Source organism: Pseudomonas sp. 28 E 9, from assembly GCF_900004785.1.
In the GTDB taxonomy this organism is placed as follows: domain Bacteria; phylum Pseudomonadota; class Gammaproteobacteria; order Pseudomonadales; family Pseudomonadaceae; genus Aquipseudomonas; species Aquipseudomonas orientalis_A.
This window is the reverse complement of record NZ_CVTK01000040.1, coordinates 389,295-403,066: the sequence shown is the minus strand read 5'-3', so window position 1 is coordinate 403,066 and position 13,772 is coordinate 389,295. Positions and strand designations below refer to the sequence as shown.

The 13,772-nt window shown below is 62.0% G+C and carries 16 protein-coding genes; 4 read left to right on the top strand and 12 right to left on the bottom strand.

Features of this window, described 5'->3' with window-relative positions:
• Positions 1 to 17: 17 nt before the first annotated feature.
• From BFQ00_RS27890 to BFQ00_RS09375, 4 genes are all read right to left on the bottom strand, one after another.
• Positions 18 to 227, bottom strand: coding sequence for a hypothetical protein (locus BFQ00_RS27890; RefSeq protein WP_083208045.1), 210 nt, complete (start codon positions 225 to 227; stop codon positions 18 to 20).
• Between the two features lie 62 nt (positions 228 to 289).
• Positions 290 to 1,366 carry an ATP-binding protein gene (locus BFQ00_RS09385; protein WP_065933298.1) on the bottom strand — a complete coding sequence of 359 codons (1,077 nt, stop codon included), beginning with the start codon at positions 1,364 to 1,366 and terminating at the stop codon, positions 290 to 292.
• Entirely contained in the window at positions 1,363 to 2,091 is a 729-nt protein-coding gene (locus BFQ00_RS09380; RefSeq protein ID WP_065885633.1) for a response regulator, read from the bottom strand. Before BFQ00_RS09380 ends, BFQ00_RS09385 begins: the two co-directional genes overlap by 4 nt.
• 167 nt (positions 2,092 to 2,258) lie before the next feature.
• Complete coding sequence (locus BFQ00_RS09375) at positions 2,259 to 3,086, bottom strand: AraC family transcriptional regulator (protein WP_065933297.1); 828 nt, start codon at positions 3,084 to 3,086, stop codon at positions 2,259 to 2,261.
• A gap of 184 nt (positions 3,087 to 3,270) precedes the next feature.
• On the opposite strand from BFQ00_RS09375, the gene BFQ00_RS09370 reads away from it, so the two are divergent.
• The 4 genes from BFQ00_RS09370 (at position 3,271) to BFQ00_RS09355 (ending at position 7,229) form a co-directional block, all read left to right on the top strand.
• A complete protein-coding gene (locus BFQ00_RS09370) occupies positions 3,271 to 4,410 on the top strand; it encodes a tyramine oxidase subunit B (protein WP_065933296.1) in 1,140 nt (379 codons plus the stop codon).
• 33 nt (positions 4,411 to 4,443) lie between these two features.
• A complete protein-coding gene (locus tag BFQ00_RS09365) occupies positions 4,444 to 4,866 on the top strand; it encodes a RidA family protein (protein WP_065891967.1) in 423 nt (140 codons plus the stop codon).
• Between the two features lie 58 nt (positions 4,867 to 4,924).
• Positions 4,925 to 6,217: an NAD(P)/FAD-dependent oxidoreductase gene (locus BFQ00_RS09360; protein WP_065885636.1), complete on the top strand. Its 1,293-nt coding sequence runs from the start codon at positions 4,925 to 4,927 to the stop codon at positions 6,215 to 6,217.
• A gap of 157 nt (positions 6,218 to 6,374) precedes the next feature.
• The gene (locus BFQ00_RS09355; RefSeq protein ID WP_065933295.1) at positions 6,375 to 7,229 is read left to right on the top strand and encodes an alpha/beta fold hydrolase; all 855 of its coding nucleotides are present in this window, start codon (positions 6,375 to 6,377) and stop codon (positions 7,227 to 7,229) included.
• Positions 7,230 to 7,862: 633 nt separating this feature from the next.
• Here the strand turns inward: BFQ00_RS09355 and BFQ00_RS09350 are convergent.
• Genes BFQ00_RS09350 through BFQ00_RS09315 form a run of 8 tightly spaced genes read right to left on the bottom strand, consistent with a single transcriptional unit; the run spans position 7,863 to position 13,743 of the window.
• On the bottom strand, positions 7,863 to 8,687 hold the full coding sequence (locus BFQ00_RS09350; protein ID WP_065933294.1) for a DUF4198 domain-containing protein: 825 nt from the start codon (positions 8,685 to 8,687) through the stop codon (positions 7,863 to 7,865).
• 8 nt (positions 8,688 to 8,695) lie between these two features.
• Entirely contained in the window at positions 8,696 to 9,019 is a 324-nt protein-coding gene (locus tag BFQ00_RS09345) for a hypothetical protein (protein ID WP_065885639.1), read from the bottom strand.
• A 28-nt stretch (positions 9,020 to 9,047) separates the two neighbouring features.
• A complete protein-coding gene (locus BFQ00_RS09340; protein ID WP_242527100.1) occupies positions 9,048 to 10,022 on the bottom strand; it encodes a metal ABC transporter solute-binding protein, Zn/Mn family in 975 nt (324 codons plus the stop codon).
• Complete coding sequence (locus BFQ00_RS09335) at positions 10,019 to 10,924, bottom strand: metal ABC transporter permease (protein WP_065933293.1); 906 nt, start codon at positions 10,922 to 10,924, stop codon at positions 10,019 to 10,021. Before BFQ00_RS09335 ends, BFQ00_RS09340 begins: the two co-directional genes overlap by 4 nt.
• Entirely contained in the window at positions 10,921 to 11,601 is a 681-nt protein-coding gene (locus BFQ00_RS09330) for a metal ABC transporter ATP-binding protein (protein WP_237140353.1), read from the bottom strand. The genes BFQ00_RS09335 and BFQ00_RS09330 overlap by 4 nt, the downstream gene beginning before the upstream one ends.
• Positions 11,602 to 11,624: 23 nt before the next feature.
• Positions 11,625 to 12,557, bottom strand: coding sequence for a metal ABC transporter solute-binding protein, Zn/Mn family (locus tag BFQ00_RS09325; protein ID WP_065933292.1), 933 nt, complete (start codon positions 12,555 to 12,557; stop codon positions 11,625 to 11,627).
• On the bottom strand, positions 12,554 to 13,255 hold the full coding sequence (locus BFQ00_RS09320) for a DUF6162 family protein (protein WP_065933291.1): 702 nt from the start codon (positions 13,253 to 13,255) through the stop codon (positions 12,554 to 12,556). Before BFQ00_RS09320 ends, BFQ00_RS09325 begins: the two co-directional genes overlap by 4 nt.
• On the bottom strand, positions 13,255 to 13,743 hold the full coding sequence (locus BFQ00_RS09315; RefSeq protein WP_065933290.1) for a DUF6644 family protein: 489 nt from the start codon (positions 13,741 to 13,743) through the stop codon (positions 13,255 to 13,257). The genes BFQ00_RS09320 and BFQ00_RS09315 overlap by 1 nt, the downstream gene beginning before the upstream one ends.
• Positions 13,744 to 13,772: the final 29 nt, after the last annotated feature.

Genomic DNA, 13,772 nt, shown 5'->3' with positions numbered 1-13,772 from the left:
AACAAGGGAGCCAGGCGTTACACAGTGCGGTTATTCGCTGCCTGGCGTTCCAGTTCAGGCAGCGGTTTATTGAGCCAGGCGAGATTGACTGCTTCGACTTCCACCCAGTCACCCGGGCTTGGTACTCCTTCGCAACTCATGAAAGCGATACAACGTCCGTGTATGTCCAGTAAGGCAAAGTGGCGATATTTAGTTGCTCTTTTGAATAGGGAAATACACAGGCGCATGCCATCACCTTGGTGAGTGCTGATAAAGCAAACCTCGCTCTACGGTTGTCAGGATTGGATAGTCAAATGGGTGCCGTTGGCCAACTGAGTTCAAATAACGTGCCGCCGTTTACAAGTGTTCGACAGGCCACGGCGCCGCCATGGGTCAGTGCAATCGAACGCACCACGGCAAGGCCAAGGCCGCTGCCGCCCTGGGCACGGGAACGCGAACTGTCGCCGCGTTGAAACGCATCGAAAATAAGCTCGGCGAACGGTTCGGCGACCCCCGGCCCCTCATCCGCAACCCTGAGGAAATGACTGCGTTCGTCATTGCCGAGCTGGACGCTGACCTTGCCCGGCGTGGCATGCCGGCGCACGTTGTCCAGCAGCGCCAGCAACGCCTGGCGGATGCGGGCAGGGTCGCAGTTCACGGGGCCTTTGCGCAGGTCCAGCAGCAGCACGAACCCGGCAGCGTTCAGGCTGGGTTCGAACAACCGCGCTTCGGCCTCCAGCGCGTCGGACAACTCAACCTGCTGGATTTCAAGTTTCAGGTAGCCGTTATCCCCCATGCCCACGACACGCAAGTCTTCGACCATGCGGGTCAAGCCTTCGACCTGGCTCAGCAGGCTGTAGAACTGCGCGGTGTCCGGCTCGAACACGCCCTCGGCCAACCCCTGCAAACGGCCCCGCAGGATGGTCAGCGGGGTGCGCAGTTCATGGGCAATCGCGGCGTTCCAGAAGGCTTGTTCTTCGGCCATGCGTTTCAATCGGTTCGCCATGCTATTGAAGTCATTCACCAGCCGGGCGGCTTCGCCCGGAGAAACGTCGGGCGCCACTGCCCGTGCATCCAGGTCGCCGTCAGCCAGGCTGCGCAGACTGGCCGCCACCGAGTTCAGCGGCATGAGAATGCGTCGGGCCAATTTGACGGCCACCGCCACGCCGACGCCCAGACTGATGCTGGTGATCAAGCCCATCCAGGCCCATTCCACGCCGCTGGGCAGCCATTCATCCGCCTCCAGCTCCAACTGCGTCGGCGGCGACAGCGCCCACAGCAACGAATAGAACACGTAGGTGCCGACGACCGCGAGTGCGATGACGCAGAGCACCACGGCGGTCATCGATAAGATAATCTGGCGGCTCATGCCGCTGCCGACGTTCATGCCTGGCTCCCGAAGCGGTAGCCGACGCCACGGATACTGGTCGGCACGCCGCGCAGGCCGAGGTCTTCGATCTTGCGGCGCAGCTTGCTGATATGGCTGTCGACCGTACGCTCCAGGCTGTCGCTCTCGGGGGAGCAGAGCACCAGCAGTTCGGCTCGGCTGAACACGCGACGCGGCGACTTTGCCAACTGCGCGAGCAACCTGAATTCGGTCACCGTCAGCTGCAACGGCTGTTTTCGCGTGCCGATGCGCACGCTTACCTCATGGTTGTCGATGTCGATCTCGAAGGGGTCGACGCGCAGCACACTGTGGCCACCGCCATGCCCCTGGTCGGCGCATCGGCGCAGCACGGCCTGGACCCTGGCGATGACTTCCGCCGGGTTGAAGGGTTTGACGATGTAGTCATCGGCGCCTATGCGCAGCCCCATGAGCTTGTCCATGTCCTGATCCTGGGCCGTCAGCATGATCACGGGCGTGTTACCGCGATGACGGACTTCGGCCAGCACCATCCAGCCGTCCAGCTTCGGCATCAGCACATCGAGCAGCAACAGATCGGGCTTGAGCGTCTGATGCAGCTCCAGCGCGCGCCGCCCGTCCTGAGCATGCGCGGTTTTAAAACCGGCGCGCTTGAGGTAGGCCGAGAGGATGTCGGCAATTTCCGGCTCGTCTTCGGCGATCAGGACCAGTGCCTGGTTGGAGCTCGATGCAAGGAGTGATTCAGTCATGGTGTGCTCGGTCGATGTGCTGGGCGGTGGCTCAATGCTGCAACGGCGCGCAGGCGTTCAGCAACGGATAGGATGATGCCTCGTCAGCATGCACGTTCAGCGTAGGATTTATGGAGAAATGATGGAGGCGCTAAATAATTTTTTCTGCGAGGGCAGGGGACAGGGATTCAGGCGAAGCAGATGCGGTCGTTATAGGCGTTTCGCAGCATTTTGCGTTGGTATTCGCAGGGCGTGGTACTGACCAGTTTCTTGAAGTCGCGCAGGAAGTGCGACTGATCGGAAAAGCCCAGGTCCAGGGCCAGTTCCGAGAACGACACATCGTGTTGGGTATTGAGGGTTTCCAGCGCCGCCTGGCAGCGGATGATCCGGCAGAAGGTCTTGGGCGACAGGCCCGTGTCCTGGCTGAACTGACGATGAATGGTGCGGCTGGTGTAGCCACTGAGGTGTTCCAGCTGTTGGATGCGCAGGTCGCCGCGATGGGCGAGCGCCTGTTGAATGACCATGGCCGTCAACTTCGAGGTCCTGCCCATCAGGCGCGGGATCAGATAGTCGTTGAACAGCTTCATTTGCTCCTGCAACTGCGGGGCCTGGACGATGCTCTCGAAAATGCGCTGAGCAAACGCAGACACCTCCAGCAAGTCCCATTCCCGTTCGGTCAGGTCCTCGGCCATTACGGTGATAAAGCCGGGAATCACCCCCGGCGAAAAGCGCACGCCAAAATAATGATGACCCTGCAGCAACTCCACGCGCTGCGCCACCAATGGCGTGCCGCAAATCCTCACGCTGGGGCGCGTGGGGTCACAGTCAAACACGATGTCCACACAGCCATCCGGAACCGCCAGCAGGTCGGCGGAGTGGGCAACGTCGAAGGCGTAAAAATGCGAGATCGCCGGGTGATCCGAAGGCATTACCGAATAGCGCGATGAATTGAGTACGAACCAGGGTTGTTCGTATGCAGTGTGGTGCTTCAGCGGCGGCGCACACAGGTTGACCATGACCGGACCTTTAAATGGAGTTATGCGCGAATATTCACGCATTTATCGCGCCAGTTCCTGCGCGCGGAATAGATGTCGATGTCCGAAATTTACAATACCGCCCAGGTTCGCCCGCTGATACTCAAGGTCGATAGCGTGGAGCCGCGCCTACCGCGGCGATATCACCTTCAGTCCGAGAATAATTATGTCCATTACTACAAAAATAGACTTCATCTACTTGTCCGAGCAGGACATGATCCGCGCTGGCGTGACCGACATGCTCGCCTGTGTGAACACCATGGAAGAGATGTTCGCTCTGCTGTATAGCGGCGACTATCGCATGGCTGGCCCGAACAACGATTCCCACGGCGCAATGGTGATATTCCCGAAGGACTCGCCGTTCCCGAACATGCCCAAGCCCACCGCCGACCGGCGCATGATGGCGATGCCGGCCTACCTGGGCGGCAGTTTCTGCACCGCAGGCGTCAAATGGTACGGCTCCAATATTGCCAACCGGGACAAGGGCCTGCCCCGCTCGATCCTGATGTTTACCCTCAACGACCCCGACACCGGAGCACCGTTGGCGCATATGTCCGCCAACCTGCTGTCGGCCTATCGCACCGGTGCGATCCCCGGTGTGGGTGCGCGCCACCTGGCGCGCAAGGACTCGAAAGTGGTCGGCCTGCTCGGCCCGGGCGTGATGGGCAAGACCACGCTCGCCGCATTCATCGCCGTTTGCCCGTTAATCGATACCTTGAAGATCAAGGGCCGAGGCGAGAAAAGCCTGAATGATTTTCTTGCCTGGGTGAAGGACACCTACCCGCAGATCACCACGATTAAAGTGGTCGACAGCCTCGAAGAGGTGGTCCGTGATTCCGACCTTGTTACTTATTGTAGCTCCGGTGAGACGGGCGACCCCTCAAAGTACCCAATTGTGAAGCGCGAGTGGGTCAAGCCGGGTTGCTTCATGGCGATGCCGGCGGCCTGTTCGCTGGACGAAGGCATGGAGCGCGCCGACGTGCGCAAGGTGCTGGACAACACCGGCCTTTACGAAGCCTGGTTCGAAGAACTGCCCAAGCCTGCGCACCACAACGTGCCGGTGATTGGCGTGCGGTTCATGGACATGATCGCCGAAGGCAAGATGCAGCTCCAGGAGCTTGAAGACATCGGCAAGATCATCGCCGGCGATGCCCAGGGCCGCCGCAACGATGAAGAAATCATCATCATGTCGGTCGGCGGCATGCCGGTCGAAGACGTGGCCTGGGGCACGGTGGTGTACCGCAATGCGATCGAAAGAGGCATCGGCGTGAAGTTGAATCTGTGGGAAACCCCGGAGCTGCGCTGAGCCATTCCCTTTACAACTGACGAGACCTTCGACATGACAAAAATCATCAAGCTCAAGACCGGTTCCCCGTTTGAAGACCAGGCCAGCTATTCGCGCCTGGTGGTGGTGGACAACTGGATCTATGTGTCCAACACCGCCGGCCGCAACCCGCAAACCAAGCTGATCCCCGAAGACATCCTCGAGCAGACGCACCAGGTGTTCGCCAACATCGAGTCGGCCTTGAAGGCAGTCGATGCCAGCCTGGCCGATGTGGTGTGCTCGCGGGTGTTCATCCAGGACCCCAAGGACGTGCCGGCGGTAATGGCCTTGATCGGCGAGAAGTTTCGCGGCGTCGACCCGGCCAGCACCGTCACGTGCCCGCCGCTGGGCTCGACGGTCTACAAGGTGGAACTGGAAGTGACGGCTTATCGCAACGCTTCCAAGGCGCAAGTCGAAGTCATTCGCCTGTCGCAGTAACCCGTTATGCGGCCGTGCGTGTGCGCGGCCGACCTCTATTGCTTATCGAGTCTTGATCATGGCCCCGACGATTGCGCCCGTGAATACGTCCACCGAGTTTCCCACTGCGACCAGCGTCGTCATTATCGGCGGCGGCATCATTGGCCTGACGGCTGCGCTGACGCTGGCCGAACGCAATATTGCGGTAGTGGTGCTGGAAAAAGGCCGTATCGCCGGCGAGCAGTCCTCACGCAACCTGGGTTGGGTGCGCAAGACCAGCCGCCACGCGCACGATATTCCGCTGGCCCTGGCCGCAGACCGTTTGTGGGCACAAATGCCTGAGCGGGTGGGCGCGGATGTGGGCTACCGGCAAGAGGGCATCATGTTCGTCGCCCGCAACGACACGCAGCTGGCCATGCATGAAGGCTGGCTCAAGTCGGTCGACCACCTGTCCCTTGATTCTCGGATGCTGAGCAAACGCGAGATCGAACAGTTGGTGCCGGGCGGCGCGGGCAATTGGTCCGGCGGCATCTACACGCCGTCCGACGCGCGTGCGGAACCGACGCTGGCCAGCAGTGCGATTGCCAAGGCCGCCATGGCCCTGGGCGTGGTCATCATCGAGCAGTGTGCGGTGCGTACGCTGCAGATGTCCGCCGGCAAAGTCAGTGGCGTGGTCACGGAAAAAGGCGAGATCCGCTGCGACCAGGTATTGCTCGCGGGCGGTATGTGGTCGCGGCGCTTCTTGGGTAACCTCGGGGTGTCATTGCCGACCCTGGCCTTGACCTGCTCGGTGTTGCGTACCCACCCGATGGAGGGCCCGACGGAAATTGCCGTGGGCGCACCGGACTTTTCGTTTCGCAAACACAAGGATGGCGGTTTCATCGTTACTCAGCGAGGCAAGCTGGACGCTTTTCTGACCCTCGATCACCTGTTGCTTGCCAAGCAATACATGCCGCAATTTCGTGCGCAGCGCAGCGTGTTGAACGTGTCGCTGGGCAAGTATTTTTTCAACGACCTGGCGCTGCCCAGGCGTTGGTCGGCCGACAGTGTCAGCCCGTTCGAACGTGTACGCATGCAAGACCCCGCCGCCAACCCGCGGCTCAACAATGATGCGATGAACAACCTCAAGGCGGCCTGGCCGGTATTCGAGCAAGCCCGGATCGCCCAGACCTGGGCAGGCACTATCGACGTGACCCCCGATTCCAACCCGGTAATAGGCCCGGTCGCACAGATTCCCGGCCTGACCGTGGCGACCGGTTTTTCCGGGCACGGTTTTGGTACTTCACCAGCGGCGGGTCACCTGGCGGCGGATATCGTCAGTGGGCACACGCCCATCATCGATCCAAGCCCTTATCGTTTCGACCGTTTCTAAGTCGACCCAGGCCTCTGATGCCACTGTAGGAGCGAGCTTGCTCGCGAAAAACGTCAACGATAACGCGTGTTTCCTGGATGCATGCGTCGCCTGTGCGTTTTTCGCGAGCAAGCTCGCTCCTACAGGAAAATCTTAACTGTACTTACGGAGCAAACCCATGTCCCCAGACAGCCGCTTTTTCATCAATCGCACCGGCTTGCGTTTGCATTTTCTACGTTGGGGCTACCCGAGCGGCGTGCCGCTGGTGTTGTTGCATGGCTTGCGCGCCTATGCACAGACCTGGGAGTCGCTGGTCGAGGCCCTGGGTGCCGGTTATTGTGTTTACGCGCTCGACCAGCGCGGTCGCGGCCTGAGTGACTGGGGCCCGGCCGCGAGCTATCACACGCAATCCTATGTCGAGGACCTGCAGGACTTCGTCGCCCATGTCGGCTTGCAGCGCTTTGTGTTGCTGGGGCATTCGCTGGGCGGCGCCAATGCCCTTGAATACGCACGGCAGGCACCGGGACGCTTGATGGGGCTGATCATCGAAGACATCGGCCCCGGCTCGTCGAGCCAGGGCGACGGTGCGGCGCGCATCCGCCGCGAGATGAACCAGACCCCCCTGCGGTTCGACGACTGGCAAGCCGCCCGCGCTTTCTGGCAGGCGTCCCGCCCGGGCTTGTCGGAGCAGGGCCTGGCGTCACGCCTCGCGCATTCGATGAAGGAGAGCGAGGGCGCGATCATTTGGCGCCACGATCAGCAAGGCATCGCCGAGGCGCGCCTGAGCATCGAACCGACGGACTTGTGGCCGGCGGTGCGCGCCCTGGATTGCCCGACCCTGTTTATCCGCGGCGCGCGTTCGGACTTTCTGCCGGCGGCGACGCTGCAGGCGATGCGCGACTGCAATGCGCAGGTGCGCACCGCCGAAGTGGCGGACGCGAGCCATTATGTGCATGACGATCAAGGCGAGGTGTTCAACGGGCTGGTCATTGAGTTTCTTGAGAGCCTGGCGACGCCGGCGCCGTTAGCATAGGTATCTATCTACAGCGCTCCTGGCCCAAATGTGGGAGGGGGCTTGCCCCCGATGGCGGCCTCAGGGCCGACCAGGATTTTGTGTCGATCCAGGCCCAATGTGGGAGGGGGCTTGCTCCCGATGGCGGCCTCAGAGCCGACCAGGATTTTGAGTCGACCCTGGCTCAAATGTGGGAGGGGGCTTGCCCCCGATGGCGGCCTCAGAGCCGACCAGGATGCTGGATCAGTCGAGTACATATCCGTTGCTGCGGTAACGGCTGCTTGGGGTTCCGCCCTGACGGCGGCTCACTTTTGAAAAGCGCAAAAGTAAGCAAAACGCTCTTGCCCCACCACTCGGCACCTCGCTTAGGCTCGGTGTGCCCTCACTCCGGCTTGAATCCGTGGGCCGCCGCAATGGGCCATCCATGGCCCAGTGCGGCTAACCCGGCGTCCTGCCGGGTTACCCACGGATTCAAGCCTGCGTTCGGCCAGCGTGGTTTAACGGGGCGCCTGAGATCAAAAGCAGATCAAGAGCGACTCGCTTCGCATCGTGGTTACAGTGGGCGCTACATCGACACAACATCCTGGTCGGCTCTGAGGCCGCCATCGGGGGCAAACCCCTCCCACTGGCTGTGTCAGCGGCAACTGACGCAGGTTATTTCATGTCCTTGACCTGCACCCACAACACCGCATCCTGAGACAACGGTTTGCCCTTATAGGTTTTGGTCGAACCGACGTTAAGCGCTGCAATCCCCCACCAGCCGGCCCGTGGCAGGCCGATCGTCACGACACCCTGGGCGTCCGAATAGGTACTCAAGGATTTGAATGAAGCCTGGGGCGCCTTGACATAGTCCTGCTGGCCAAAGGCGTTGTTCTTGATGTCGACAGAATGGTTGACGTATTCGATCTCTATTTCGGCGAACGGCACAGGTTTGCCGTCCGCCAGCACCACGCCTCGGAACACTCCGCCCGTCCAGTTTGCATACGGCTTGTTGAGGGGTTGAATCTCGACCGCCTGCCCCTGGGGCTCCGACCAGTCGCCGGGGACGCCGCCCACGTTCACGATGAGTTTGGTGAACTGCTGGATGTAGACGCCTTCCTCGTTTTCCAGATACGGCTCAGGTTCGAGTACGAAAATATGGTCGCCCAATGAGCGCACCAGCTCCCGTGGAATCGACGCGCGGTAGGAGGCCGCTGGTTTATCGCGACTCTGCCATTGCACAGGGTGCAGGTATTGGCGCAGGTCGGTTTTTTCTCCGCCGTGGGCGCCGACAAGGTTGAACGCGCGAGGCTCGCCCATGTTCATCGTCGGCCCGCCGGAGAACGGGTGCGTGAACACGATCGCGAACTCCAGGTCGGCCGCACGTTGCAGCGCCGTTTCGTCGAGGTAGAGCATCTGGAAGTGGGCTTGCGCGGCGCAGGTCACGCCACCGAAGGTCGCGGCGGCAAGGGCTTGAAGCAATCGTCGTTTGATCAGCATGGTCGATTTCACTGTGTAATGTCGGAAGACTGGATCGTGGCGCCGTGGTTTTCGCCGCCTATGAACTCAACGGAGTACGCGCCGGTAGGGGCCTTGAAGGTGTAGGTGTTGTCTTTGTCGACCGTGCCTTCGAGCAGCAGCTTGTTGCTGGTGTCCTGGACATGAATTTTTTTACCCACGGCGGAACTGCCGTCGGTAAAGCCCGCTTCACACTTCACGGTGTCATCGTGCTCGATATAGCAGTCAAACACGGGGCCATGGGCCAGGGCGGCCTGGCAGAACAGCAGTGCACTTGCCAGCAGGATCGGGTGGGTCAGATTTCGCGGTTTCATAGCGTTTGAGTCTCCATGGTCAAAGTGATCACTGGGGCGTGGCTGCTTGAACGCCAGCGAAGGCCGCGAGCAAGGCGTCCAGGTTCGAACTCAGCAGCGCCTCGTAGCTGCTGGAGGTATTCGCAAGCAGGCCGGGGTTGCCGATATCCAGGATCAGCAGGCGTGCGCCGCCGTCCTCGATGGCCTTTATAATCCCGGCGTCCGGCGCCCACTTGTGGACCACCACGCGGATATCACGCTCGCGCAGGTAGCGGCTCAGGGCGCTGCGGTCAGCGTCCGTCCAGTCGATGTCCTGGCGCACGAACCAACCGTCCACATACACGCCGAACTCGCCGAGCAGATACACCGGCTCGCTGCTCAGCGACAGCACGCGCAGGTCCGGCACTTTCAGCAGCCGGTCGCCGTAGTCAGCCTTGAGTTGGCGTATGCGGCCGTCGAGCGCGGCGAGGTTGCGCGTGATACGGGGCGCGTCGCTCGGCGAGAGGCGTGCCAGGTCGGCGGCAATCAGCGCGGACATGCGCATGGCATTGATGGGGCTCAACCAGGCGTAAGGCGAGGGGCCCGCTTCGGCGTTACGGGCGCCGGCCCAGGGCACATCGTTTGAGGGCACGCGTGTGACGGCCACGCCGGGCTTGAGGCCGTCCCATGAATGCGATGCATCGATTTCGACGATCCGCAGGTTGTGCCGACGGGCCGTCGCGTACAGCGGGTCGGCGCGCCACAGGCTGCTCAGGGTGACCACGGCCACCGCATTCTGGAACACGGCCGGGTCCAGGCGTGACAGCGCGTTGGCCTGGCTTTCCATGGGCACGGCGGCGTCCATCGGTACACGTACGACCTCGATGTGCGTACCTTCGCCGAGCGCCGAGGTGAGCGCATACACCGCCGGCAGGGCGACCAGCACTCGTTGCTGGTCGACCTGCGCAAAAGCCGACGGCGCGACGCCCACCAGCACTGCCAGCAGCACCAGCCAAGGCCGAACAAATGAGTTGAACCGTGTCATACGCTGGCCCCTCTGAACTGCGGCGCGGTGCCGCGAATGATGGTGGTAAACACGAACACCAGGGCCGCGACGATCACGATGGCGCCGCCCGTGGGGACGGGAATATGGAACTGCATCGGTGCCAGGATTCCGACCACGCAGGAAAAAGTCGCAATCACCACCGCCCAGGTGACCAGGCCCGGCAGAGAGCGGCTGATGTTGCGGGCGGCCGCTGCCGGTATCAGTAGCAGGGCCTCGACCAGTACGGCGCCGATGATCTTCAGGCAGGCGACCGTGACCAGGGTGACCAGCACCACGAACAGGTACTCGACGCTGCGCACCTTCACGCCGCGCGCATGGGCCAGGCTTGGATTGAGGCTGGAGAGCAGCATGCCGTTGTACAGCGGCAGCCCGATCAGGGTGCAAATCACTGTCACGCCCAGCAGGACGTTCATGTCGGTGTGGTCAACGGCCAGGATCGAGCCGAACAGCACACCCTCCATCACATGGGTGTTGATTTTCGCTGACACGAACAGCAGCAACGAAGCACCGACCGCCAGGGAGATGGAGAGGAACACGCCGATTAACGTGTCATTGGCCAGGGTGGTGCGGTGCTGCGTGTACTTGAGGGTCAGGGCAAAAAGCAGGCAGAAGCCGAACATCGAGAAGTACGGCGAGGTGTAGGATTCGCCGATCAGCACGCCGATGGCCACGCCGGTCATCGCCGCATTGCCCACGGACTGGCTGAAGAACGCCATCCGCTTGATCATTACCATCGACCCCAGCACACCCAGCAACGGCCCGATCAGCACCGAGCACATCAACGCATTGATCACGAACTCGTATTCGAACGGTTGCGGCAACAGGTGGCTCGCGGCAAGCGCCTGCAGGTGGTCTCGGATAAAGTCGTAAAAGGCATTCATCGAATGACCTCCAGTCGGCTGTCGATCTGGTCGGCGGGGCCGTGGTACAGCACCCGCTGGTTGATAACGGTCACCGATTGCGCGATGCGCTTGACCTGTTCGAGGTCATGGTTGATCCACAGGATGGTCACCCCACGGCCGTTCAGTTCGGCCACCAGCGCCTCTACCAGGCGCACACCGGCCTCGTCGATCCCGGCGGTCGGTTCATCGAGGATCAGCAGCCACGGCGCCGGGCTGATCGCCTGGGCCAGCAGCACGCGCTGACGCTGGCCGCCGGACAGGCTGCCAAACGGCTTTTTACCCATCCCCGCCATGCCGGTTCGCTCCAGGGCCTGGGCATTGGCCGCCTTGGCCGCGCGGCTCGCGCCCAGAAAGGCGGGGCGGCGTTGACCCAGCAGCGCCATGAGATCGTTGACCGTCATCGGCACGTTGCGGTCGAAGTCCGGCAATTGCGGGACATACCCCAGGGGCGTGGTGAATGGCCCCTCGAGCCGGATCGCGCCCGAGTGCGGCATCTGGCCCAGCAGCGCACGCACCAGTGAGGTCTTGCCGCCGCCGTTGGGGCCTACCAGGCAATGCAACGCGCCGGCTTCGATGCGTATGTTCACCTGATCGAGCACCTGCGTGCCGCCCAGGCGCAGGGAGACGTTGTCGAACACAATGGCGGGGCCGCGCATCGCGTGTTCCTCTCTCAGCGCGTTCATTGCTGGGTGTACTCAACGGCTTGCGCCAGGGTCTCGAGGTTTTCGCGCATCGCCACCTCGAACTCGTCCGCGCTGTAGGTATCGCCGGTGATATGGGACAGGGCGAACACCTTCACGCCGGTGGCCGCTTCAATGGGTTTGGCCAGGTCCAGGGAGAAGTTCTTCTCGGCGAACAGCACTTTGACGTTGGCCTTCTTGATCGCCTCGATGGTGTTGGCCAGTTGGCGGGCCGTCGGCGCGACACCGTGGCGCGGCTCGATCACGGCGCTTACGAACAGGCCGAACTCCTGCATCATGTAGTCGTAGCCGGCATGGGTCGTCGCGCAGCGGAACGAAGACAGGTCCAGTGCGGCGAAGCGTGTCATGAAGCCTGCACGCAGCGCGCGGATACGGCCGGCATAGGCCAGGGCGTTTTTTCGATACGCGGTAGCGTTGTCCGGGTCCAGTTCACCGAGCCGGCGCGCGATCTCGAACACCTGTTGTATCGCCGCCGTGGTGGAGACGAACGTGTGCGGATTGACCACCTTCACGCCTTCCTGGTCACCGCCGATGGGAATCAGCGCCACCGTGGCATTGGCCTGGATAATCGGCAGGTTTTCCGTACGGCCGGCGGCCTTGATGATCTGCGAGGCCCACTCATCGTGGCCGATGCCGTTGACCACCAGCACATCGATATTCATTGCGCGGGTGATGTCATCGGGCTGCGGCTGGTAATTGTGCGGGTTGGCCTCCGCCGGGATCAGGGCAATAACCTCTGCCCGATCGCCGACGATATTGGCCACAAAGCTGTAGTAGGGATGCAGCGTGATGCCGACCCTGAGCTTCTTCGCCGACGCAAAAGCCGGGGCGGCGAGCGCGATGGCGGGTATCAATACCAACAGCGCGATGCAACGGCGCCACAAGGCGCGGTGTTTCGTGGCAACAGTCATGGCTGGGTTCCTTTAACGCGTTCGATTTCGCTGGCGCCGTCGTACGGGATGACTTGCCGCCATCCCTCGCCGACCAGGGATTCAGGCTTGACGATGGCGGGGTAGGGCGCGTTCGGGTCACGGTGGACCCAGATCGTCGCCTGGTTGGCCCACATCACACCGGCATGGGCATGCCCGATGATCAGCAGGTAGGCGCTCTGGCCCGGCGCGTGGCCGGCTGAGCCGTAATAGACCGTCGCACCCTGGCCCAGGGTGGCCTTGGACACGTCGCTGACGGTTGGGCCCGCTACCGTGGCATCGTCATCAGCGCCCTTGTGAACCAGGTGGGTGCCGGGCAGAACCAACTGCCAGTGCACCTCGCCATTGGCCTTCCAGAAGGCATCCTGGTAGAAGGGCGGCAGCAACAATTCCTGGGCACGTTCCAGGCTGATCCAGCCGCCGGTGTCGTTGTTGTCCCAGATGATTTCTTCACCGGCCGGCAGCAATGCGCTGTGAATGGCCTGATCGACCGCACCCAGGCCATCGAAGGAGCGCACCTGCCAGCTCAACGGGGTGGGCGGGCCGACACGTTCGGGGCGCAGCAGCACATAGCCTGCCACGCTGGTGATGACGGCCAGGGTCGCCAGCACCAGGGCCAGCGACTCCCATCCGCCGGAGCGTGGGCGCACCTGCGTGATTGCAGCGCTCGGGCGCGCCATCAGAGAAACGCAATCCAGCGGCCGAGGAAGACCACGCCGGCCCACAACAGCAACGAGCTGAAGCCGGCGACACGCGCCTGACGGGGCGGCGGCAGCGTGGTGTCCCATTCGGCAATGCGGCGAAAGGCGCCCAGATGGAAAACCGCCATGTTGATACCTGCCAGCATCAACAGGCCCATTTTGAAAAGGAACGCGGTGTTCTGCACATACGTCGTGCCATTGGCGCAGAACATCAGCAGGCCGGTGATCACGCAGGTCACGAATGCCACCCAGGTGTAGGGCAGCAAATCCTGAATCAGCTTTAATGCGCCGCGCCGGTGGGCGGTCACGCCAAGCAGGCGCAAGTCCACCACGGCGATGGTGCCGTAGACGATGGCAATGCCGATGACGTGCACCGATTCAAGCATCGGAAAAGCCGAGCCTGATTCGCGGATGAACGTCGCGACCGAGGTGTCCTGGACAGCTTGCAGCAGGGGTTGGATATCCATGGCGAGTACCTGAGAACTTGGTTGAAAAC

What these genes read in the sequence shown, in the direction of transcription:
- BFQ00_RS09375 (WP_065933297.1), bottom strand. Translation starts at nt 3,086, where the DNA reads ATGGTCAACCTGTGTGCGCCGCCGCTGAAGCACCACACTGCATACGAA.
- BFQ00_RS09385 (WP_065933298.1), bottom strand. Translation starts at nt 1,366, where the DNA reads ATGAACGTCGGCAGCGGCATGAGCCGCCAGATTATCTTATCGATGACC.
- BFQ00_RS09320 (WP_065933291.1), bottom strand. Translation starts at nt 13,255, where the DNA reads ATGGCGCGCCCGAGCGCTGCAATCACGCAGGTGCGCCCACGCTCCGGC.
- BFQ00_RS09350 (WP_065933294.1), bottom strand. Translation starts at nt 8,687, where the DNA reads ATGCTGATCAAACGACGATTGCTTCAAGCCCTTGCCGCCGCGACCTTC.
- BFQ00_RS09315 (WP_065933290.1), bottom strand. Translation starts at nt 13,743, where the DNA reads ATGGATATCCAACCCCTGCTGCAAGCTGTCCAGGACACCTCGGTCGCG.
- BFQ00_RS09325 (WP_065933292.1), bottom strand. Translation starts at nt 12,557, where the DNA reads ATGACTGTTGCCACGAAACACCGCGCCTTGTGGCGCCGTTGCATCGCG.
- BFQ00_RS09340 (WP_242527100.1), bottom strand. Translation starts at nt 10,022, where the DNA reads ATGACACGGTTCAACTCATTTGTTCGGCCTTGGCTGGTGCTGCTGGCA.
- BFQ00_RS09380 (WP_065885633.1), bottom strand. Translation starts at nt 2,091, where the DNA reads ATGACTGAATCACTCCTTGCATCGAGCTCCAACCAGGCACTGGTCCTG.
- BFQ00_RS09370 (WP_065933296.1), top strand. Translation starts at nt 3,271, where the DNA reads ATGTCCATTACTACAAAAATAGACTTCATCTACTTGTCCGAGCAGGAC.
- BFQ00_RS09335 (WP_065933293.1), bottom strand. Translation starts at nt 10,924, where the DNA reads ATGAATGCCTTTTACGACTTTATCCGAGACCACCTGCAGGCGCTTGCC.
- BFQ00_RS09365 (WP_065891967.1), top strand. Translation starts at nt 4,444, where the DNA reads ATGACAAAAATCATCAAGCTCAAGACCGGTTCCCCGTTTGAAGACCAG.
- BFQ00_RS27890 (WP_083208045.1), bottom strand. Translation starts at nt 227, where the DNA reads ATGCGCCTGTGTATTTCCCTATTCAAAAGAGCAACTAAATATCGCCAC.
- BFQ00_RS09330 (WP_237140353.1), bottom strand. Translation starts at nt 11,601, where the DNA reads ATGCGCGGCCCCGCCATTGTGTTCGACAACGTCTCCCTGCGCCTGGGC.
- BFQ00_RS09360 (WP_065885636.1), top strand. Translation starts at nt 4,925, where the DNA reads ATGGCCCCGACGATTGCGCCCGTGAATACGTCCACCGAGTTTCCCACT.
- BFQ00_RS09345 (WP_065885639.1), bottom strand. Translation starts at nt 9,019, where the DNA reads ATGAAACCGCGAAATCTGACCCACCCGATCCTGCTGGCAAGTGCACTG.
- BFQ00_RS09355 (WP_065933295.1), top strand. Translation starts at nt 6,375, where the DNA reads ATGTCCCCAGACAGCCGCTTTTTCATCAATCGCACCGGCTTGCGTTTG.